We start from the raw sequence: 19,590 nt of genomic DNA, 5'->3' as shown, positions 1-19,590 counted from the left end.
GCGATCGTCGCACGACCGCGCGGTGGCGCAGTTCCGCCGCACCGTCGCTCGGGTAAGCACCTAGAGTAACCTTACTGCGTAAAGGCGCCGGTCAGGTCAAGCCCCGAGAACCCACTCCAAACACAAAGGACTAAAGACTCATCATCGGTTAAAACAGAAGGCGGGCGTGACGGTTTCATCGCTGTGGGTGGGTTCGTCGGGTGGTCTCGGGGTGCGGGATACTGCACGCGGCTTGGGGAAACGGTGTGGTTCGCCCCGTGGAGCCGCGCGCCGGATGTCGGGGAGGCTGCTGCGCCGTGGGAATCGTGCTGATCCTGGTTCTGCTGGTGGTGGTGCTGGGGGTGTTCGGCGGGCTGCACAGGTATGTGTGGCACCGGGTGGTCAGGGAGACGACGACGGCGGGGTCGCCGTGGCGGCGGATCGGCACCGTCGTGTTCGTGGCGGGTCCCCTGCTCATGCTCGCGGTTTTCATCGGAGGGCGCGCGGGGCTGCCGTTCTGGCTGGTCAGGATCCTCGCCTGGCCGGGGTACCTGTGGATCGCCATCGCGCTGTACCTGCTGCTCGGCGTCCTCGTCGGCGAGGTTGCCCGGCCCGTGCTGCGGTGGTGGCTGCGGCGCCGGGCCGCGAAGGACGTCGCGCGGATCGAGGCCCCGGTCTCGGTGCCCGAGGGCGCCTCGGCCGCCGATGCGCCGGGAGAGGCGCACGACGGCGGGCCGCAGGCGGTGGAACCCGCCGAGGAGACCACGCGGCGGGTGTTCGTGGCGCGGGTCGTGGGCGGGACGGCGGCCGCGGTGGCTGTCGGCACCGCTGGGTACGGGACGTACGGGGTGCTGCGCGGGCCGCGGGTGAAGCGGGTGACGGTGCCGCTGGCGAAGCTGCCGCGGTCGGCGCACGGGTTCCGGATCGCGGTGGTGAGCGACATCCACCTCGGCCCGATCCTGGGGCGCGGGTTCGCCGAGCGGGTCGTGGCGACGGTGAACGGGACGCGGCCGGATCTGATCGCGGTGGTCGGCGACCTGGTGGACGGCTCGGTCGAGGACCTGAGGTCGGCGGTGGAGCCGGTCGGCGGGTTGCGGGCACGTCATGGGGCGTTCTTCGTGACGGGCAATCATGAGTATTTCTCTGGCGCGGACGCGTGGGTGGACCATGTGCGGGAGCTGGGGCTGAAGCTGCTGGCGAACGAGCGGGTGGAGCTGCCCGGGTTCGATCTGGCGGGGGTGAACGACCTGGCCGGCGAGGGCTACGGGGACGGTCCTGACCTGGCGGCTGCGCTGGCGGGCCGGGATCCGGCGCGGACGTCGGTGCTGCTGGCGCATCAGCCGGTGTTCGTGGACGAGGCGGTGGCGCACGGGGTGGACCTGCAGTTGTCGGGGCACACGCACGGCGGTCAGTTGTGGCCGGTGAACTACGTGGCGGGGTGGGCGAATCCGACGGTGGCGGGGCTGGAGCGTCATGGGGACACCCGGTTGTACGTGTCGCGGGGCGCGGGCGCCTGGGGTCCGCCCACCCGGGTGGGCGCGCCTTCGGATGTGACGGTGGTGGAGTTGGCGTCGCTTCAGACGTGACGCCGGGCGGGCTGGAGGGCGTGGCCGCCGTGGGCGCGGGACAGCAGGTAGAGGATCCAGGCGAGGATCGGGGTGAGGATGTCGAGGTAGAGCGGGGGGCCGATGTTGCCGGGCTTGGTGTTGTCTTCGGCGATCCAGTAGTAGAGGTGGCCTGCGGCGTCGCCGAGGTACTGGATGGACAGGACGATGATGACGGCGAGCCAGAAGTTGCCGCGGAACCAGACGCAGAGGATTCCGGCGATGCCGATGGCGAGGTCGCCCATGGCGTTCTCGAACTGGAAGCCGCCGTTCCCGCGGGTGTAGCCGATCATTTCGGCGGTGGCGGGTCCGTCGAAGAGGTGGGCGCAGGCGCCGAGGACGCCGCCGATGCCGACGGCGACGGCGAGCCACCAGACGAGGAAGGTGTCGGCGGCTTCGGCGGGGTGGGTGTGGTGGCGGCGTTTGCGGGCCCAGTGGAGCGCGGCGCCGAGGAGCGCGATGGCGGCGATGGCGACGAGTTGCATGGGGTCCCCCTGAGTGCTTAAAGTAGTGATCACTCTACTTTTTGTGGTCAGGGTTCGTCTGGTCAGGGTTCGTCTGGTCAGGGTTCGTCTGGTCGGGGTGTGCGCGGCTGGGGTGTCTGCGGCAGGCCTGCGCTTCGCCCGGGCGAAGCGCAGGTGTTGCGCGATGTGGTGCCCCACGCGGGGCGGGGTCAGTTCTTGGTGATGCGGAGGACGCCGGTGGTGGTGCCCTGCCAGTAGACGCCGGGGGTGATGGTGCCGGCCATTTGGAGGGAGTCGTAGATGAAGCCGACGCCGAGGTTGTGGGTGCGGACGGTGGCGCCGGTGGCGGGGTTGATCTCGGTGTAGGCGAAGGTGTCGAAGATGCCGGTGGAGGTGGAGCCGGAGATGACGGGTTTGCGGATGACGGTGCGCAGGAGGCCGTCGGCGAGGGAGAGTCGGGGGACGGCGGCGGAGCGGAGGACGATGTCCCAGGCGACGGTGCAGCCGGTGGCGGTGACGTCGACGCGGGTGAGGCCGCCGGGGAAGTCGGCGGAGGCGGGGACGCTGGTGCCGGCGTCGTCGGGGAGGGCGGGGTAGGGGTAGCCGTAGGTGCTGGCGAGGAAGACCGCGCTGCCGGAGGCGAGGGGTGAGTTCTCGCTGCCGCTGCCGCCTGCGGACAGGACGGGGAGTTTGCAGATCTGGGCGCCGGTGGCGGCGTTGTAGACGAGGAGGTTCACTTTGGGGTTGGCGTTGTCGACGATGGTGACGTAGTCGGTGCCGTTGGGGCCGAAGAAGGTGGGGGTGGAGCCGGAGCCCCAGCTGAGCTGGCCGGGTTTGCGGCCGGGGCCGCGGTCGTAGGGTTGGCGCCAGGCGATGGCGGGGGTGCCGTCGGCGGTGGCGCGCAGGAGGTAGGTGGCGTGGGTGGTGACGATGGCGGTGCCGTCGGGGATGGTGGAGATGCTGTTGGCGATCTTCTCGCCGGTGGGGAGGGTGGTGGTCTTGATGGTGCCGGTGGTGTCGTCGGCGGTGCCTACGACGCCTTTGCTGGTGGCGAACCAGACGCGGCCCTGCCAGTCGGGTGAAAGGCCGATGACGGAGTCGTCTTCGGCGATGACGGAGTCGAGGGGCAGGCGGGAGGCGATGTAGAGCTCCCAGTTTCCGGAGGCGTTCTTGCGGTGGCCGACGCGCAGGAGGTCGCGGCTGCCGTCGACGACGACGAGGCGGTCGAGGTTGTCGAGGTAGGCGTAGACGCCGCCGAGGAGGGAGCCCTTGGTGAGGCCGAGTTCGGTGAGGGATTGGCCGTCGGCGGGGTTGAGGAGGTGGACTGTGGGGTTCTGTCCGAAGATCTCGGTGCAGAGGGTGACGGGGAATCCGTCGGAGCCGACGAGGACGGTGGGGCAGGCGGAGGCGAGGGCGGCGCGGGTGGAGGTGAGGGTTCCGGTGGCGGGTCCTGCGTGGGGGCTGGTCTTGGAGGAGGCGGTGTCGCCGTGCATGGTGGCGGTGCCGCGGGGGCCGGCGTAGGGGTTGGCGGGGGGTTGGGGGTCGAAGGGGCCGGCTGCGGCGGCGGGTGTGGCGGTGGCGGTGAGGAGGGCGGTGAGGGTGAGTGCGGCGGCGCGGGTGCGGAGGGGGCGCATGGGTCTTCTCCGATGATCGTCGGGTGGGCCGCGCATGATCATAAGCCATACTTTGCCGACTGATCTAGTTGGGTTTCTTTGCCGTAGGGGACGATGTGTTCCGGTTTACCGGAAGTGGAGGGGGTTCCTGCGCTAGCGTGACGGGATCGTCACTGAGCGGAAGGATCTACCGGATGTTCGACTATGTGGTGGTGGGCGCGGGATCGGCGGGATGCGTGCTGGCGGCGCGGCTGTCGGAGGACCCGAGGACGAGCGTGCTGCTGGTGGAGGCCGGCGGCTCGGACCGCAATCCGATGTTCCACATCCCCAAGGGCTTCGGCCTGGCGATGACCGACCCGAAGGCGGCGTGGCTGTACCCGACGACGCCGTTCGGGCCGCGCGGCGGCAACGAGATCTGGCCCCGGGGGCGGGTGCTGGGCGGGTCGAGCGCGATCAACGGCATGGTGTACAACCGCGGCCAGCGGGCCGACTGGGACGCGCTGGCGGACCTGGGGAACAAGGAATTCGGCTGGGACACCGTCCTCGCGGCGTTCCGGGCGATGGAGGACCACGCGCTCGGCGGCTCGGACACGCGCGGTGAGGGCGGTCCGCTGAGGGTGGGCGGCCCGGCGGGTCCGGAGCCGCTGTGCGAGGAGATGATCGCGGCGGGTGCGGCGCTGGGACTGCGGGTGACCGACGACGCCAACGACTTCGACGACGAGCGCATCGGCTACTCGGTCGCGACGATCCGCGACGGCCGGCGGGTGAGCGCGGCGCGCGCGTTCCTGCGCCCGGCGATGGGGCGGTCGAACCTGACGGTCGCGACGGGCCTGATGGCGACGCGGCTGCTGCTGGAGGGCGAGCGGGCGGTCGGGGTGGAGGTGCGCGACCGCAAGGGGGCGGTGCGGGAGCTGCGGGCGCGGCGCGAGGTGGTGCTGTCGCTGGGGAGCCTGAACACCCCGAGGCTGCTGCAGCAGTCGGGGATCGGTCCGGCGGCGGTGCTGAGGGACGCCGGGGTGGAGGTGCGGCTGGCGCGGGAGCTGGTCGGGGCGGGGCTGCGCGAGCACCGGTGCCTGGTGGCCAAGTACCGGCTGCGCGATGACGTCGGCTACAACCGGCACCTGTCGTCCGCGCTGCGTCAGGCGGTGACGGGTGTGCGGTACCTGGCGACGCGCCGGGGTCCGCTGGCCACGCCGGCCTATGACGTGATCGCGTTCGTGAAGTCCGACCCGTCGCAGGAGCGCCCGGACGGGCAGCTGCTGCTCGGGCCGATGTCGCCCCGCACGTTCGAGGCGGGCGAGAAGGTCGGGGTGGAGAGCGAGCCGGGGCTGAGCTGTGTGGGTGTGGTGCTGCGGCCTGAGGCGACGGGCCGGGTCGCGATCACCTCGGCGGACCCGGACTCCCCGTTGCTGGTCGATCCGAACTACTTCGGCGACGCGCGGGACCGGGTCACCGGGGCTGCGGTGTTCCGGCGGATGCGGGAGTTCTTCGAGGCCGAGCCGATCGCGTCGCGGATCGCGTTCGAGACGTTGCCGGGCGAGCGGGTGCGGTCGGACGAGGAGATCGTGGAGGCGGCGCTGGACCGGGGGTACTGCGGGTACCACGCGGTCGGGACCGCGGCGATGGGCGTGGCGGAGGAGGCGGTGGTCGATCCGCAGTTGCGGCTGCGGGGGGTCGAGGGGGTGCGGGTGGTGGACTGCTCGGTGCTGCCGACGATGGTCGCGGGCAACCTGAACGGGCCGATCATGGCGGTGGCGTGGCATGCGGCCGAGATGATCCGGGGGTAGCGCGCTACCGGTCGGTGCGGCGGGGGTTCGGCCAGGGGTTGGGGTCGCAGCCGTAGAGCGATTTGGTCTGCTGGACCATGACGGGGGCGGGGCGGCCGGGTCCCGGGCAGGTGGTGTGCCCGTGGCCCAGGCCGTGTCCGACCTCGTGGCTGATGAGGGAGACGCGCAGGTCGACGGGCCCTTCGGAGCCTTCGGAGACACGGACGAAGCGGTGTCCCCAGCCGCGGACGTCGTTGAGGGTCGTGTGGACGGCTTCGGCGAACTCGGCAGAGGTGTAGGGCAGGCCGCGGTCGACGGGATGCGGTTCGTCGTCCCCGTCCCGGCCGTCTTCGCCCGCCCCAACCGCAAGTACTTCGGCTCCAAACGCGGCATGACCTGGCTGAACGCCATGAACGACCAGGGTGTGGGGCGGGGCGCGAAGGTCGTGTCCGGGACCGTGCGCGACTCCCTGCACATGGTCGACGTCCTGTTCGGCCTGGACGGCGGGGAACTGCCGGAGATCGTCGTGTCCCCAAGATCACCGATCTAGCGCCAAAATCCGTTCCGCCTCGAGATTTGGGGTTCGAGTTCGCGTTGTGGACGCGGGAGCTGGTTCAGCGTTTGATCTCGGATCGGTTCGGTGTGCGCATGCCGATCCAGCACGTCGGGAAGATCATGCGGGGTCTCGGTCTTTCTCCCCAGCGGCCCCGGTATCGGGCTCATCAGCAGGACTCCGAGAAAGTCGCGGCCTGGCGCGAGGAGGTTTTCCCGCAGATCCGCCGGCGTGCGGCCGAAGAGGGCGCGGTGGTTCTTCTCGCAGATGAAGCATCCATCCGCACCGACCACTACGCCGGAACGACGTGGGGGCAGGTCGGCAGAACGCCCGTCGTCACCTCCGCAGGAGAGAAGCGGACGCTGATGATGATCTCCGCCATGAGCACATGCGGCTTGCTGCGTTTCCACCTCCACGAGGGAGGATTCAGATTTTCGGACTTCATCGCCTTCTGCAAGCGCCTCCTCCGCGACATCGACGGCAAGATATTCCTCATCGTCGACAACGGCTCGGTGCACACCTCCAAGGCCGTCAGAGCATTCACGCAGAACGAGACCGAGGGACGCCTCGAACTCTTCTTCCTTCCTCCCTGCTCACTCGAGCTCAACCCCGACGAGTGGGTATGGAACAACGTCAAGAACAGCCTGATCGCACGCCGCGGCGTACCGAACTTCTCCGAACTCGAACGAGCCGCACGGACCGCCCTCCGCAGACTCCAGATGACACCACGAATCCTCCTCGGATTCTTCGACGACCCACACCTCGCCCACGCATAAGAAACTGATCATCGAACTCAACTTCAGCGCGAATTTCGATGAAGACACGACTCGACCATGGTGAGAGCGGTGCGGTACCCGTCGTGATTCAACGGCGGCGTGGAGGTGCGCCTGTTCAGCCGGGGCTCAGTTGTTCGTCTTGGCGCGGAGGGCGGCGGCGCGGGCTTCGCCCAGGGCGGCCATGGCCTCGGTGAGGAGATCCATCTCGGCGTCCGTGGTGCGTCCGGGATCGGTGTGCACGGCGATGAAGGCGCCGTCGAAGGAGGAGACGCCGAAGCCGGCGAGGTCCTCGGCGACGGCGGCGGCGATCTCCTCGCCCTCGGGAGCGAACGCCGACCTGATCATGTTCCGCATATGGACCAGGCCCTCCAATCGCACATTCGTGATGATCTCGGCGACCTCCGGGGCCTCCTCGCTCAGCCGCAGGAGGATGAACAGCCGCAGGAACTCCTCACGCGAGGTGAAGACCCGGCCGGTGCGGCGCAGGTACCAGCCGAGCCTCTCGCGTGGCGTCCCGCCGGGCGGAAGTTCGGCATGACCGCGCTCCAGGTCGCCGAAGAAGGCTTTGGCACCGCTTTCCATGACGGCGGCGAGCAGGCCGGCCTTGGAGTCGAAGTGGTGGTAGATCGCGCTCTTGGGCAGCCCGGCCTCCCTGCCGAGGTCGGCGAGGCTGGTGGCGGCGTATCCGCGGACGGACATCATCCGGGTGGCGGCGTCGAGGATGTCCTCCCGCGAGCGGCGGCCCCGCTTGTTGAGGGTGTGTCTGGGGCTTTCCACCCGCTGATTCTAGCCAGGGCTTGACAAGGACCGCTCACCGGACGTTAGCTGTGCCACAAAGTTTTGTACCGGTCGTTCGGTACAAAACCAGCCGACGGCCGCCCCTCCCGCAGAACCCGGCCGCGGCCCTCCCACCCCGAGAGAGCAGCACAGCAATGACCGAGAACTTCGACGCGGACGTCGCGATCATCGGATACGGGCCCAGCGGCGTCGTCGCCGCCAACGCCCTCGGCGCCCACGGCGTCTCCGCCATCGCGTTCGAGCGCGACCGCGACATCTACCCGCGCGCCCGGGCCGTCACCGTCAACGACTGGACCATGCGGATCTTCCAGGCCCTCGGCCTGGACGAGGCCCTGAAACAGGACATGGACGCCATGCGCGCCCTGCGCTGGATCACCTACGACGGCACCGAACTGCTCCACGTCGGCTTCCCGCCCTCGACGCTGGGCTGCGGCACCCGCTTCTACAGCATCTACCAGCCGGTCATGGAGGCGTCGCTGCGCAGGCACGCCGAGCGCTTCGCCGACCGCGTCTTCGTCCGCTACGGCGCCGAGGTCGTCGGCGTCGACCAGGACGGCGACGGAGTCACCGTCGTCTCCCGGGACACCGCGACCGGCGAGGAGAGCTCCGTCCGCGTCCGCTACGCGCTGGCGTGTGACGGCGGCAGCAGCCCCACCCGCTCCCTGATCGGTGCGAACCTGGACGGCGGCACACTCGACACCACGTGGCTCGTCGTCGACTGCCGTGTCAAACGCTGGTGGCCCGACCGGAACCTCCTCTCGTTCTGGTGCGATCCTGAACGGCCCGTCGTCGACATCGCGCTCGCGCGGGGGAACCACCGCTGGGAGCTGCCGCTGCGCGCCGAGGAGTCGCCCGCCGACTTCCCCACCTCCGCCCAGGTGTGGCCCCTGCTCGAAGGCATGGGGATCACCGAGGACGACGTCGAGATCCACCAGCACGCCTTCTACAGGCACCACTCGCGGATGGTGGACCGCTGGCGCACCGGCCGGGTCTTCCTCGTCGGGGACGCCGCCCACCTCATGGCGCCCTGGGCCGGCTCCGGCATGCAGTCGGGGATGCGCGACGCCTACGACATCTCCTGGAAGCTCGCCCGGGTGCTGCGCGGCGATCTGCCCGAGTCGTTCCTCGACACCTACGAGGCCGAGCGCCGCCCGAACGTCGCAGCGTTCATCGAGATGTCCGAGGAGCTGGGCCGGATCGTCCGGCTGGAGCTGGACGAGAAGGAGATGGCCGCCATGTCCGCGGCCCCGCCGGAGGGTGAGCCCGCGCCCGAGCCGCCGCTGATCCAGCCGCCCGTGCTGACCGCCGGCTGGCTGCACGGCCCCGTCGGCGAGGGCGTCGTCGGGCGGATGGTCCCCCAGCCGTCGGCCGCCGACCCGCGCGGCCGCATCGGGCGGCTCGACGACCTGCTCGGGGACGGATTCGTGCTGCTCGGCGCCGACGTCGACCCCCGCACCCTGCTCACCGCCGGCGAACGCGCCGCCTGGGACGCGCTGGGCGCCCGCTATCTCACGGTCCGCCCGGTCGACAAGGGCACCGAGACCGACGAGGAGATCGTCGACATCGACGGCGTCCTGTGCCGCTGGATGGGCGACTTCGGCGTCCGCGCCGTCGCGCTCCGCCCCGACCGCTTCGTCGCCGCGTGCGACACGCACGGCCTCGCCGTCCCCGCCTGACTGCCCCACCCCGAGGAAAGGAACGTTCCATGGCACGGGTGAAAGAACTCGCCTACACCGTCTACGAGGTCGGCAGCCTCACTGACTGGGAGCACTTCGCCGTCGACCTGCTCGGCATGCAGATCGGCGAGAAGACCGCCGACACGCTGACCCTCCGCATGGACGACAAGGCTCACCGCTGGATCTGCGTCCAGGGCCCGGCCGACGACCTCGCCGCCACCGGATACGCGGTCGCCGACCAGGCCGCCCTGGAAGAACTCCTCTCCCGGCTGCGCGCCGCTGGGGTCCAGGTCACCGAAGGCGGTGCCGCCCTCGCCGCGGACCGTAAGGTCGAGCGCGTCGCCGTCACGGAAGACCCACTGGGCAACCGGATCGAACTCGTCGTCGGACTCGCCGACGCCCCGACCCCGTTCGCCTCCGAACGGCTGCTCGGCGGATTCGTCACCGGCGCGGGCGGCGCCGGCCACTCGGTCCTCACCGAGCAGGAGGTTGAGCGCGAAAGGCTCCTGTCCTTCTACACCGAACTGCTGGGCTTCCGCGTCAGCGACTTCATCGACGAGGAGGTCGCCCCCGGCATCGTCGCCAGCGTCGTGTTCCTGCACTGCAACGAGCGCCACCACTCCCTCGCCTTCGCCGGGATGCCGTTCCCCAAGCGGATCCACCACTTCATGATCGAGGCCACCAACATCCTCGACGTCGGCCGGGCCTACGACCGCTGCATGGACGCCGGGCAGCCTTTCGAGATGACGCTCGGGATGCACCCCAACGACCGGATGTTCAGCTTCTACGTCCGCACCCCGTCGGGCTTCAACGTCGAGTTCGGCTGGGGCGGCCTTGTCATCGACGAAGCCACCTGGGAGGTCCAGCACTTCGACGAGCTCAGCTCCTGGGGCCACCGCCCGCCGGGCGTCGTCAGCGAACTGCTCCGGCAGCCGTGACTCAGGCCCGACACCTTCGAAAGGAAGACCGATGGCACTGACCAAGGCGGACGCCGCCCGCACCGTCCAGACCAAGGACTGGAAGCTCCGCTACTACGAGGCGGGCTCCGGCCACCCCGTGATCCTGCTGCACGGCAGCGGCCCCGGCGCCACCGGCTGGAGCAACTTCTCCGGCAACATCGAATCCCTCGCCGAGAACTTCCACGTCTACGCCGTCGACATGCCCGGCTGGGGCGACTCCGACGCCTGCACCGTCGACCGGCTCGACCACGTCGACGCCGCCATCCAGTTCATGGACGCGCTCGGCATCGCGAAGGCCGCGTTCATCGGCAACTCCATGGGCGGGCAGACGTCGCTGCGGCTCGCCGTCCAGCATCCCGACCGCATCTCCCACCTCGTCACCATGGGGCCACCGCTCAACATGGCGCCGAAACTGTTCGGGCCGGGCGACGGGCCGTCCGAGGGGCTCAAGGTCCTCGTCGAGGCATACCGGGACGCCAGTCCGGAGAACATGCGGCGACTCGTCGAAATCATGGTCTACGACAAGGCCCGCTTCGCCACGCCCGAACTGTGCGCGGCCCGGTCCGAGGCCGCGCTAACCCGCCCCGATCACCTGGCCAACTACGTTGACGGCCTGCCCCACGGGGCGCCCGTCCCTACGTGGGTGCGGCCCGAGGACCTTGCCAGGATCGAGGCTCCGTCGCTGTTCATCCACGGCCGTGATGACCGCGTCGTCTCCTTCGAGCACTCACTGACCCTCGTCGCCAACGTCCCGGACTCGCGGCTCCTGCTGCTCAACCGCTGCGGCCACTGGGCGATGATCGAGCATGCCGAGGAGTTCAACCGGATAGTCACGGACTTCGTCAACGGCACCTGAAGGGGCAGGCCCCTCCCGACCAGGGCGCGATGGAGGTGCCGCCGCGCGGCCGCGGCCTAAGGCCGAGGCCACGGCCGCGCGGCCCTCAGCCGAACGCACCCCTGCGCCCTGCTCTTCAGGCTTCTCGGCCGGGTTGCGCTCCACGCACACCAGCTCCGGCGGTGCGGCGGCACGGCGACGACCGAACTTGCGGACGGCCCAGGCCAGTGTGCCGATGCCGGCGCCGAGGTCGAGGACTCGGTCGCCCTCGACTTCGACAGCAAGGTCGCGGGCGAGGCCGAGCGGCGTGACGAAGGCTCCGTCGAGGACGTGCGTGACGGTGGTGGCCTGGTGCCAGTGAACTCCTGCTTATCGTCGGCGAGGGCTCTGCCCGTCGCGACGAGGGCGTCGGCCAGGGCGTGCGCGTGGGCCTGCTGCCGGGTGAGCTTCACCGGTCCTCCTCCGCGTGGTGGTTCGGCTGGCTGGGTCGGTGTGGGAGAGCGCGTCGGCGGCGCCGATCGCGCGGGTGACGATCCTGTCGAGCGGGCCGGGCTCCCAGGTGAGCAGCGCGACGTGGTCCTCGGGGTGCGGGTGTGAGGGTTCCGGTAGCGGGTCCTGCGTGGGGGGCCTGCCATCCCCACTCCGGCGCCCAAGATCACCCCATTGTGGGTTTGGGCTTATGTGGGCTGCACCCCGTTGAAGGCGTGGGGTACGGCAGCCGAGTGCCGGGCCCGCTCACAGGTCGCCCTCGGCGGCGCGGGTCTTGCCGGGGGCCAAGCGGCCGCCGATGCCGGAACCGACCGCGGTCACTTGGCAGACCTCACAAATGACCAGGGAGGCCGATTGCGGGCACAGGGTGATGGTGCGGATGGGATTCCCCGCGGCGGTGCCGGTCGATGATGCCGGCGTTCTCGTGCCCGAGCGTCATGGGCAGGCGCGGGAACGACGATCCACTGCGGGTCGTGGAGCGTGCCGACGTCGGAGTGGCACAGGCCGGCGGCCTTGATGTCGACGACGACCTCGCCCGGACCGGCGTGGGGTTCCTCGACGTCCTCCAGGGTGAGCGGTCGGCCGTTCCGTGGAATCGCCACGATTTCATGGGTCTCACGTGTCCTTTTCTGCCGCGGACATGCGTGGCCGGCGCATCGGCCGCCACCCGCTCCGCACTCGGGGTGTCCTGCGCTGTTCGGATGTGCTGAAGGCTGTCGGCGGCGTCGCGCCCGGTCGTCAGGGCAGGTCCCGGGCGACCGGGCGCGGCGGCGGTGTCAGCGGTGGGCGGCGCGGTTCATCTCCACGACGTCCTGCCGTGTGGGCGCGTCGCCGAGGGCGGCGAAGCGCTCTGGCATGCTGTCGCGCACGCGCGTGTCCTTGTCCCGTTCGGCGGCGGCCAGCGCCGGCCCCATCTGCTCCCAGGTGAGCTCGGTGCAGTAGGCCGGGCCCATGGGCTGCTGGCGCCAGGAGTCGGCAAGCGAGCCGGCGTCGAAGGGGTCGAAACCGGTGTCGTCCACCAGCTGCATCGCCGTTTGCCGCGCCTGCGGCGAGTCGGCTGCGACGGGGATGGCGATGCGGCCCGGGGTTCCGGCCGGGACGCCCTTGGTCCGCTGGGTCTCGGCCAGGGCTGCGTTCCATGCCTTGACCAGCGGCCGGCCCAGCAGCTCGGCGTTGTGCACGCTCTCCACCTGCCCGTCCTCGATGGCCTCGATGCGGCCGCTGAATTGCGGGTAGTAGTTGGAGGTGTCGATGACGACCGTCTGCTCGGGTGCCGAGGACAGCAGTCCGGCCAGTTCCGGGACCCGGTCGAACGGAATCGACAGGATGATCGCGTCCCTGTCCCGCACGGCGGCCTCCTCCAGGGCGACGGCGCGGGCGCCGGCCTCCAGTACGTCGACCGCGACGGCCTCGGGGCCACGGGCGTCGGCGACCTGCACCTGGTGACCGGCTTCGCTGAGCTTGCGGGCCAGGTTCCCCCCGATCGCGCCTGCGCCGATAACCGTGATCTTCATGATTCGTCCTTTCCGGGTCGTGCCGCTGCGCGGGCACCCCGGGGCTGCGTGGAAGGCGCTCGGCAGCTGCCCATCCAGGCGATCTGCCCGACGGCCTGGCGAGGAGCGGAGGGCTCATCCCAGGCCGAAGGCGCATGTACGCTGGATAGGGTACATGTATGTACGCTGAGCCCGGTACATAGGAGGTTGTCATGGCGAGTCGGCTGGCTCGGCCGCTCACGATCCCAGACGAGGACGACATCGACCTCTATGAGGTCATGTCGGCGCTGATCGACCCCGTCCGGCGGGCGATCGTGCACCACATCGCCGCTGCACCGGGTGGTGCGTGCAGCACCTCGGACTTCGGGGTCTCCAAGTCGACGCTGACCAGGCACTGGCGCGTGCTGCGGGAGGCGGGGCTCATCCGGCAGGAGGTCGACGGCACCAGGCACCGCAACTGGCTGCGCCGTGAGGAGATCGACCGGCGCTTCCCGGGCCTGCTGGCACTCGTCCTGGACCAGCCCGAGGCAGGATCCGCCGGGCACCGACCCGCCACGGACAGACCACAGACATAAGGAGAGCAACGTGGAGATCGGCATCATCGGAGCAGGGTTCATCGGAGGCACGCTCGCAAGGAAGCTCGCGGCTGTGGGCCACCGTGTCCGGATCGCCAACTCCCGCGGGCCGCAGACCTGACCGAGTTCGTCGGCGACGACTCGATCCGGCCGATGTGGGCCGCGGACGCCGTCACCGGCGCGGACATCGCGATCGTGAGCGTCCCGGTGAAGGCCGTCGAGGCGTTCCCGCAGGAGGTGATCACCGCGCTCGCGTCCGTGCCGGTCGTGATCGACACGGGCAACTACTACCCGGTTCGCGACGGCGACATCGATGAGCTGGACCAGGGGGCTCCCGACAGCGCCTGGGTCGCCGCCCGCCTGGGCCGCCCCGTCTACAAGGTCTTCAACAACATCGGCGCCCCGAGCTTCAAGAACAAGGCGACCGACGACGCCGCTCGGCGCCTCGGCCTCACGATCGCCGGTCCTGACGGCCAGGACAAGCAGCGGGTGATGGCGCTGGTCGACCAGATCGGCTTCGACCCGGTCGACGCGGGCTCCCTCGAGGACTCCTGGCGGTTGCAGCCCGGCACCCCGACATACTGCCTGGACATGAACGCCGAGCAGTTCCGCGCAGGCCTGGCAGAAACCGTTCAGAGCGACATCGAGAGCTACCACGCGGCCCGGGACTCGATCACGGCCGAGCAGTTCGCCGCGGCGAACGACTACATGCGGCAGCTCATGGCCCGACCCGCCCGCTTCGCGCGAGGCCGCCGGCACCTTGGACCCTCCCCTCCAGGGGACCCCGAGACCGCCGGCCTCGCTGACCACCAGCGCGCCCGGTGCCTGAGCATCGGCAGTTGCTAGCGCGTCGGCCACCACGGCCGCCGACGCGACGCCCTGCTGGAACGCCGCAGCCCGACCGGTACCCGGGCCGCGCGGCGGGACAGCGGACCGTCTCAGGCCTCGTGGAACGGCCGCAGACCAACCCCCGCATCGGCGCGGGTGAAGGCGTAGCGGCCCAGGAAGTTGATGTGCTCGAACGCGATCGGCGACAACCTGCCGCACATCTCGCCCGTGACCGAACCCGTCCGCCCGGACCTTCTTGACCGCGGCATCCAGGTAGAGGGTGTTCCACCACACGACCGCGTTCAACGCCAGTCCGAGGGCGCCGAACTGGTCCTCCATCCCTTCGCGGTAGCGCTGGCCGAAGGCGATGCGGCGGGCGAGCCGGTGGCGGGCCTCCTGCACGTTCAGCTGGGTGCCGATCATCCGCCGGTAGCCCTCATCGGAGATGAACTGGAGCAGGTGCAGCGTCTTGAAGATGCGCCCGTAGTGCGCGAACGCCTCACCCAGCCCGGTCGGCCGCCCGTCGCGCTGGAGCATCCGGATCAGGTCGTAGGCCCGCACCGACCCCGTCGTCAAAGAGCCGGCGACGCGCAGCATGTCGGCCCAATGCGCGCGGACCTTGTCCAGGCGGATCGTGTGCCGCGACATGCTGTCGAGGGCCCGTAGACGGCGCGGGCGTTGGTGCGCCACAGGCGGGTGTCGCCCAGGTCGGCGATGCGCGGGGAGAACTGGTAGCCGCAGCGCGCTGGCGGCCGAAGTAGATCGGGTTGTGGCCGGTCGAGAGGTTCGCGACCGGCACCGTGAACCGAAGCCCGTCGGCCGACGCGATCTGTCCACCGCCCCACGAGCCGACGAGGTCGATCCCGCTCTGGGCGGTGATAAGCCGGGCGTTGGTGGCCGACAGGGTCTCGGCGCGCAGGTAGCCCTGGTCGACCTGCTGGAGCCGGGCCCGGGTGAGGGCGGGGACGTTCGGCTTCTCGATCGGCACGAGCCCGACGTTGCACGCCTCGGCGACGATGAGGCCGCACAGGCTGACCGCGAAGTCCTCCATCGAGGTGTCGGCGCCGGAGATGTGGGTGAACTCCGCGGCCAGCTGGGTGCGGTCCCAGAACGCTAAAAGCCCCCAGCCTTGCTCAACACGGCCGTCACCGAACCGACGCCAAGATCACCGATCTAGCGCCAAAATCCGTTCCGATCCTCCTCGCGGGCCGACCTGGTGCTCCGCGAGGCACGTGACGCAGTAGAGGGTGACGGGATGGATCCAGTCCGGGGTGCTTAAGGTCCGTTTGGCCTCTTGTGTCACACCAGTCTGGCAGGAAGGGATGGGCCGGCCAGGACGCGTGCCAGTAGGTCACGGAGGTGCTGCTGGTCGGAGCCGGGAAGTTCGAAGAAGGTCCGGGCCAGCGCATCGGCGCTGGTGCGCAACTCCCGGCGTTTGCGTTCGCCGGCTTCGGTGAGCACCACGTGCTTGACACGGCGGTCGCCCGGGGCGGGCCGGCGGGTCACCAGGCCGCGGCGTTCCAGGCCGTCGACGATGCCGGTGACGTTGGACGGCTCGCACGACAGCCAGTCGGCCAGCTGACGCATCGGGGCGGGGGCGGACAGGTTGGTCAGGACGAGCGCCTGGGCCGGGGGGAGGTCGAGCTCCGCCGCGGCGGCGTTGAACTGCGCGCGCAGCCGCCCGGTGACCTCGAAGACCAGGGCGCTCAGCTCGGCTACGACCTCATCCGTGCCGGTACCGGGGTCGATGTCGGTGCTCATGCGCCCCAGCATAGCCGCTGCTTAATCAGGTGAACTGTTGAGCTCATGAAGTAAATGTTGCTATGCTCCGGACAAGTACTTAAGAAACTCAACTATTGAGTTACTGAAGGAGATGTGGTGATGGCGCAAGTGAGCACGGGTCGGCGTGCTGGTCCGAGGAGTCCAGGACGGGCACGGGCGCTCGGCGTGGCGTGTGCAACCGGAGCTGCACTGGCGGTCTGGGCGGTCGGGGAACCGCTGCTGGGCCATGAACTGGTCGTCCAGCAGAAAGGTCAACAGCCGCGGGACCTTGGGGCGGGCGCGATCGGCGTTTTCGCCCTGGCCCCCTCGCTGCTCGGCTGGGCGCTGCTGGCCGCGCTGGAGCGGGTGACGCCACTGGCGGCCCGGATCTGGACGGCCGCCGCCCTGATCCTGCTCGCGGTGTCGTTCCTGCCCATCATCGGCGTGCAGGCCTCCGGCGCTGACAAAGCTGTGCTCGCCCTCACCCACCTCGCCGTCGCAGCCGTTCTCATTCCCGTCTTCTGCCGGACGGCCACTTCCCGTGCCGCCGGCACCAGGAGCGGGCGATGACAGCGCGCGAAAACGAGATCTTCGACAGCCCCACTCCCTGGGTCGCCGATCACATCCGCGCCTACCTCGACACCGGCGGCGTCCAGGGGCACCTCTACCAGGACTGGCCAACGCTGCTGCTCACCACCCGCGGCCGCAGGTCCGGCAAACTCCGCCGCACCGCGCTGATCTACGGCCGCGACCAGGGTCGCTACCTGCTGGTCGCCTCCAACGGCGGCGCGGACCGCCACCCGGCCTGGTACCTCAACCTCACCGACACCCCGACGGTGTCGCTGCAGGTCGGACCGGACCACTTCACCGCGACCGCCCGCACCGCCACCGCCACCGACAAACCCCGGCTGTGGCAGATCATGACCGAACTGTTCCCCCAATACGCCAAGTACCAAGAGGAATCAGCACGCGAACTGCCCCTGGTGATCCTCACTCCGCAGGCCCCGCCCGGGTAACCGGACCGGACCGAGCCACCCGCAGCAACCCAGGAGAACCCCCGACACGACCGCCGCCGCCCCGGCGAGCGCGCGCCGTTTCCACCGAAGGCGCCCTTCCGGACCGAACTGCGGCACCCCTTCGATCACGCACCGAACCAAGACGGAAACAAAGAGAGGAACCATGAAGACGCGACCCGCCCTGAGCGACCACCAACATCCCGTGAACGCGCAGACGGTGGCAGCCGACTTCGCCGCGATATTGCAGCGGGCCGGCGAGACCCGCGACGCCGACCTCTACGACTCCGCCTTCGCGGCAGACGTGCTGTGGGGCAGCCCCTACGGAGCGACCGTGGCCGGCTACAGCGAACTGAACGCCATCCACCGACGGCTCATGGCGGCGAACGCCGCACCACCGTCACGGTTCGAGGTGGTCACCGCACGCACCCCCGCACCCGGCGTGGTGGTGACACACATCCGCCGGCAGGCAGCCGACACCGGCGGATTCTCCGAGATGGCACTGTACGTCCTGGTCGAACGCGCCGGGCGATGGTGGCTCGCAGCGGCACAGAACACCCCCATCGGCGAATCACCGCTGCACAACTAAGGACAAGACAGACCACCGGCTCCCGACGATTCTTGCCCGGGCACGGTAGGCCGCACCGCTCCCGGGCCTGCCGTACCCGAAGCCGCCGCCAAGCCGTCCCGATCCTCCTCGCGGTCCGGGAGCGCACGAGGGGTCGTTCTTTCTTGTTGATCACCGAGAGTAAGCGATCTTACCCGTGCTGGTGGGGTGCCCGGGCCGGGAATGGGCGGGTGGGTCCGGTGTGCCCGCCGGCCGGGGCGGGCGGGCACACCGGAGGGGGTCAGGAGTGGGCGGCGCGCAGTTCGTGCTTGAGGACCTTGCCGGAGGCGTTGCGGGGCAGGGCGTCGACGATGACGAGCGCGGTCGGCTTCTTGTAGGAGGCCAGGCGGTCGCGGCAGAAGTCGGTGAGGCTCTCCAGGGTCGGCGCGTCGGCGCCGGCGCGGGTGACGACGACGGCGAGCGGGGTCTCGCCCCACTTGGGGTGGGGGACGCCGATGACGGAGACCTCGCCGACGCCGGGGTGGGCGGCCAGGACGTTCTCGACTTCGGCGCAGTAGATGTTCTCGCCGCCGGAGATGATCATGTCCTTCTTGCGGTCGACGACGTAGAGGAAGCCCTCGTCGTCGGCGCGGACGAGGTCGCCGGAGTGGAACCAGCCGCCGGTGAAGGCGTCCTCGGTGGCCTTGGGGTTGTTCCAGTAGCCGGTCATGGTGGAGGGGCCGCGGTAGACGATCTCGCCGACCTCGCCGGGGGCGACGTCGTTCATGGCGTCGTCGACGATGCGGGCGGAGACGGTGGGGATGGGCCTGCCGATGGAGCCGATCTTGCGGATGGCGTCGGCGGCGTCGAGGGCGCAGGTGACCGGGGACATCTCGGTCTGGCCGAAGACCGCGACGTTCTCGGCCTGGGGGAAGGTGGCGGCCATCCGCTCCAGGAGCGTGACGGTGGCGGGGGCGGCGCCCCAGCTGATGATGCGGAGGCTCTTGGCGCGTCCGGCGGCGGTGGGGTCGTCGCAGAGGACCTGCCACTGGGCGGGCACGAAGAAGGCGTTGGTGACGCCTTCGCCGTCGATGAGGTCGAGGGTCTGGGCGGCGCTGAACTGGCCGGTGGGGACGATGACGGTGGCGGCGCCGATGAGCAGGTGGGGGGCGATGCAGCCGACGGCGGCGATGTGGAACATGGGCGAGGAGACGAGGCCGACCTCGTCGTCGCCGAACAGCCGCCAGTGGCGGATGACGGTGAACGACTGCATGAGCATGTTGAGGTGGGTGAGCATCGCCCCCTTGGGGGCTCCGGTGGTGCCGGAGGTGTACATGATGAGGGCGATGTCGCTGTCGGCGATGCGCACGGCGGGCGGTTGGGCGCCTTCGGTGATGAGGGCGGCGTAGTCGAGGGTGTCGGGCACGTCGGTGGGGCCGGAGACGACGAGGGCGGCGAGGGGCGCGGCGCGGCGGGCGTCGGCGGCCAGGGGGGCGAGGGCGGATTCGGTGATGAGGGCCTTGGCGCCGGAGTCGGTGATGATGTGGACGACTTCGGGGGCGGTGAGGCGGAAGTTGACGGGGACGCCGATGGCGCCGAGCCGGCTGATGGCGATGAGGGCTTCGACGAATTCGGGGCGGTTCGTCATGAGGATCGCGACGCGGTCGCCCTGGGTGACGCCGCGGGCGGCGAGGGCTCCGGCGAGGGCGGTGGTGCGGGTGTGGAGGTCGCCGTAGGTGAGGGAGGTGCCTTCGTAGCGCAGGGCGATCCGGTCGGGGCGGCCGTGGGCGTGGCGGGCGACGCTGTCGACCCAGTGCGTTCCGGCCCAGTCGGGGCGCTGCGCGGTGGAGGTCATTTACGT

19 protein-coding genes and 2 pseudogenes are annotated in these 19,590 nt (G+C 70.1%); 13 read left to right on the top strand and 8 right to left on the bottom strand.

The window, feature by feature from the left end; genetic code table 11:
* Positions 1–296: 296 nt before the first annotated feature.
* Entirely contained in the window at positions 297–1,565 is a 1,269-nt protein-coding gene (locus ACYVOM_RS15935) for a metallophosphoesterase (protein ID WP_460304139.1), read from the top strand.
* Here the strand turns inward: ACYVOM_RS15935 and ACYVOM_RS15930 are convergent.
* Positions 1,556–2,068 (bottom strand): DUF6790 family protein, encoded by a 513-nt coding sequence (locus ACYVOM_RS15930; protein ID WP_460304138.1) that lies wholly within the window; start codon positions 2,066–2,068, stop codon positions 1,556–1,558. The two genes, ACYVOM_RS15935 and ACYVOM_RS15930, sit on opposite strands and share 10 nt — an antisense overlap.
* Positions 2,069–2,256: 188 nt before the next feature.
* Positions 2,257–3,681 carry a hypothetical protein gene (locus ACYVOM_RS15925; protein ID WP_460304137.1) on the bottom strand — a complete coding sequence of 475 codons (1,425 nt, stop codon included), beginning with the start codon at positions 3,679–3,681 and terminating at the stop codon, positions 2,257–2,259.
* A gap of 173 nt (positions 3,682–3,854) precedes the next feature.
* Between ACYVOM_RS15925 and ACYVOM_RS15920 the strand changes: the two genes are divergently transcribed.
* A complete protein-coding gene (locus ACYVOM_RS15920) occupies positions 3,855–5,447 on the top strand; it encodes a GMC family oxidoreductase (RefSeq protein ID WP_460304136.1) in 1,593 nt (530 codons plus the stop codon).
* 4 nt (positions 5,448–5,451) lie between these two features.
* Here ACYVOM_RS15920 and ACYVOM_RS15915 read toward each other — a convergent pair whose 3' ends face one another.
* Positions 5,452–5,577, bottom strand: coding sequence for a hypothetical protein (locus tag ACYVOM_RS15915; RefSeq protein WP_460304368.1), 126 nt, complete (start codon positions 5,575–5,577; stop codon positions 5,452–5,454).
* Positions 5,578–5,730: 153 nt separating this feature from the next.
* Between ACYVOM_RS15915 and ACYVOM_RS15910 the strand changes: the two are divergent.
* Positions 5,731–5,958 (top strand): annotated as a pseudogene (locus tag ACYVOM_RS15910) (Tn3 family transposase); the annotation flags it as partial.
* A gap of 44 nt (positions 5,959–6,002) precedes the next feature.
* A complete protein-coding gene (locus tag ACYVOM_RS15905) occupies positions 6,003–6,755 on the top strand; it encodes an IS630 family transposase (protein WP_460304135.1) in 753 nt (250 codons plus the stop codon).
* A gap of 126 nt (positions 6,756–6,881) precedes the next feature.
* Here ACYVOM_RS15905 and ACYVOM_RS15900 read toward each other — a convergent pair whose 3' ends face one another.
* Positions 6,882–7,532 carry a TetR/AcrR family transcriptional regulator gene (locus ACYVOM_RS15900; RefSeq protein ID WP_460304134.1) on the bottom strand — a complete coding sequence of 217 codons (651 nt, stop codon included), beginning with the start codon at positions 7,530–7,532 and terminating at the stop codon, positions 6,882–6,884.
* Positions 7,533–7,687: 155 nt separating this feature from the next.
* Between ACYVOM_RS15900 and ACYVOM_RS15895 the strand changes: the two genes are divergently transcribed.
* Genes ACYVOM_RS15895 through ACYVOM_RS15885 form a run of 3 tightly spaced genes read left to right on the top strand, consistent with a single transcriptional unit; the run spans position 7,688 to position 11,044 of the window.
* Positions 7,688–9,229 (top strand): bifunctional 3-(3-hydroxy-phenyl)propionate/3-hydroxycinnamic acid hydroxylase, encoded by a 1,542-nt coding sequence (locus tag ACYVOM_RS15895; RefSeq protein ID WP_460304133.1) that lies wholly within the window; start codon positions 7,688–7,690, stop codon positions 9,227–9,229.
* Positions 9,230–9,258: 29 nt separating this feature from the next.
* Positions 9,259–10,167 carry a VOC family protein gene (locus ACYVOM_RS15890; protein WP_460304132.1) on the top strand — a complete coding sequence of 303 codons (909 nt, stop codon included), beginning with the start codon at positions 9,259–9,261 and terminating at the stop codon, positions 10,165–10,167.
* A 31-nt stretch (positions 10,168–10,198) separates the two neighbouring features.
* On the top strand, positions 10,199–11,044 hold the full coding sequence (locus ACYVOM_RS15885; protein WP_460304131.1) for an alpha/beta fold hydrolase: 846 nt from the start codon (positions 10,199–10,201) through the stop codon (positions 11,042–11,044).
* Positions 11,045–12,288: 1,244 nt separating this feature from the next.
* On the opposite strand, the gene ACYVOM_RS15880 is transcribed toward ACYVOM_RS15885, so the two are convergent.
* Positions 12,289–13,026 carry an NADPH-dependent F420 reductase gene (locus ACYVOM_RS15880; protein ID WP_460304130.1) on the bottom strand — a complete coding sequence of 246 codons (738 nt, stop codon included), beginning with the start codon at positions 13,024–13,026 and terminating at the stop codon, positions 12,289–12,291.
* 191 nt (positions 13,027–13,217) lie between these two features.
* On the opposite strand from ACYVOM_RS15880, the gene ACYVOM_RS15875 reads away from it, so the two are divergent.
* From ACYVOM_RS15875 to ACYVOM_RS15865, 3 genes are read left to right on the top strand one after another with little or no spacing between them, the layout of a single operon-like run.
* Positions 13,218–13,580 carry an ArsR/SmtB family transcription factor gene (locus ACYVOM_RS15875; RefSeq protein ID WP_460304129.1) on the top strand — a complete coding sequence of 121 codons (363 nt, stop codon included), beginning with the start codon at positions 13,218–13,220 and terminating at the stop codon, positions 13,578–13,580.
* A 10-nt stretch (positions 13,581–13,590) separates the two neighbouring features.
* Positions 13,591–13,701, top strand: coding sequence for an NAD(P)-binding domain-containing protein (locus ACYVOM_RS15870; RefSeq protein ID WP_460304128.1), 111 nt, complete (start codon positions 13,591–13,593; stop codon positions 13,699–13,701).
* A 32-nt stretch (positions 13,702–13,733) separates the two neighbouring features.
* A complete protein-coding gene (locus tag ACYVOM_RS15865) occupies positions 13,734–14,426 on the top strand; it encodes an NADPH-dependent F420 reductase (RefSeq protein ID WP_460304127.1) in 693 nt (230 codons plus the stop codon).
* Positions 14,427–14,518: 92 nt separating this feature from the next.
* Here the strand turns inward: ACYVOM_RS15865 and ACYVOM_RS15860 are convergent.
* A pseudogene (locus ACYVOM_RS15860) lies at positions 14,519–15,459 on the bottom strand (Tn3 family transposase).
* A gap of 248 nt (positions 15,460–15,707) precedes the next feature.
* Positions 15,708–16,169 carry a MarR family winged helix-turn-helix transcriptional regulator gene (locus tag ACYVOM_RS15855; protein ID WP_460304126.1) on the bottom strand — a complete coding sequence of 154 codons (462 nt, stop codon included), beginning with the start codon at positions 16,167–16,169 and terminating at the stop codon, positions 15,708–15,710.
* A gap of 120 nt (positions 16,170–16,289) precedes the next feature.
* On the opposite strand from ACYVOM_RS15855, the gene ACYVOM_RS15850 reads away from it, so the two are divergent.
* The 3 genes from ACYVOM_RS15850 (at position 16,290) to ACYVOM_RS15840 (ending at position 17,771) form a co-directional block, all read left to right on the top strand.
* A complete protein-coding gene (locus ACYVOM_RS15850; protein ID WP_460304125.1) occupies positions 16,290–16,739 on the top strand; it encodes a DUF6069 family protein in 450 nt (149 codons plus the stop codon).
* Positions 16,736–17,185, top strand: coding sequence for a nitroreductase family deazaflavin-dependent oxidoreductase (locus ACYVOM_RS15845; protein WP_460304124.1), 450 nt, complete (start codon positions 16,736–16,738; stop codon positions 17,183–17,185). Before ACYVOM_RS15850 ends, ACYVOM_RS15845 begins: the two co-directional genes overlap by 4 nt.
* 163 nt (positions 17,186–17,348) lie before the next feature.
* A complete protein-coding gene (locus ACYVOM_RS15840; protein WP_460304123.1) occupies positions 17,349–17,771 on the top strand; it encodes a nuclear transport factor 2 family protein in 423 nt (140 codons plus the stop codon).
* Positions 17,772–18,030: 259 nt separating this feature from the next.
* On the opposite strand, the gene ACYVOM_RS15835 is transcribed toward ACYVOM_RS15840, so the two are convergent.
* On the bottom strand, positions 18,031–19,584 hold the full coding sequence (locus ACYVOM_RS15835) for a long-chain-fatty-acid--CoA ligase (RefSeq protein WP_460304122.1): 1,554 nt from the start codon (positions 19,582–19,584) through the stop codon (positions 18,031–18,033).
* Positions 19,585–19,590: the final 6 nt, after the last annotated feature.

The sequence above is a fragment of the Actinocorallia aurea genome, from assembly GCF_054783995.1.
This window is presented reverse-complemented; position numbering and strand designations above follow the sequence as displayed.

What these genes read in the sequence shown, in the direction of transcription:
- ACYVOM_RS15885 (WP_460304131.1), top strand. Translation starts at nt 10,199, where the DNA reads ATGGCACTGACCAAGGCGGACGCCGCCCGCACCGTCCAGACCAAGGAC.
- ACYVOM_RS15880 (WP_460304130.1), bottom strand. Translation starts at nt 13,026, where the DNA reads ATGAAGATCACGGTTATCGGCGCAGGCGCGATCGGGGGGAACCTGGCC.
- ACYVOM_RS15835 (WP_460304122.1), bottom strand. Translation starts at nt 19,584, where the DNA reads ATGACCTCCACCGCGCAGCGCCCCGACTGGGCCGGAACGCACTGGGTC.
- ACYVOM_RS15850 (WP_460304125.1), top strand. Translation starts at nt 16,290, where the DNA reads ATGGCGCAAGTGAGCACGGGTCGGCGTGCTGGTCCGAGGAGTCCAGGA.
- ACYVOM_RS15840 (WP_460304123.1), top strand. Translation starts at nt 17,349, where the DNA reads ATGAAGACGCGACCCGCCCTGAGCGACCACCAACATCCCGTGAACGCG.
- ACYVOM_RS15920 (WP_460304136.1), top strand. Translation starts at nt 3,855, where the DNA reads ATGTTCGACTATGTGGTGGTGGGCGCGGGATCGGCGGGATGCGTGCTG.
- ACYVOM_RS15855 (WP_460304126.1), bottom strand. Translation starts at nt 16,169, where the DNA reads ATGAGCACCGACATCGACCCCGGTACCGGCACGGATGAGGTCGTAGCC.
- ACYVOM_RS15925 (WP_460304137.1), bottom strand. Translation starts at nt 3,681, where the DNA reads ATGCGCCCCCTCCGCACCCGCGCCGCCGCACTCACCCTCACCGCCCTC.
- ACYVOM_RS15890 (WP_460304132.1), top strand. Translation starts at nt 9,259, where the DNA reads ATGGCACGGGTGAAAGAACTCGCCTACACCGTCTACGAGGTCGGCAGC.
- ACYVOM_RS15875 (WP_460304129.1), top strand. Translation starts at nt 13,218, where the DNA reads ATGGCGAGTCGGCTGGCTCGGCCGCTCACGATCCCAGACGAGGACGAC.
- ACYVOM_RS15845 (WP_460304124.1), top strand. Translation starts at nt 16,736, where the DNA reads ATGACAGCGCGCGAAAACGAGATCTTCGACAGCCCCACTCCCTGGGTC.
- ACYVOM_RS15895 (WP_460304133.1), top strand. Translation starts at nt 7,688, where the DNA reads ATGACCGAGAACTTCGACGCGGACGTCGCGATCATCGGATACGGGCCC.
- ACYVOM_RS15865 (WP_460304127.1), top strand. Translation starts at nt 13,734, where the DNA reads ATGTGGGCCGCGGACGCCGTCACCGGCGCGGACATCGCGATCGTGAGC.
- ACYVOM_RS15930 (WP_460304138.1), bottom strand. Translation starts at nt 2,068, where the DNA reads ATGCAACTCGTCGCCATCGCCGCCATCGCGCTCCTCGGCGCCGCGCTC.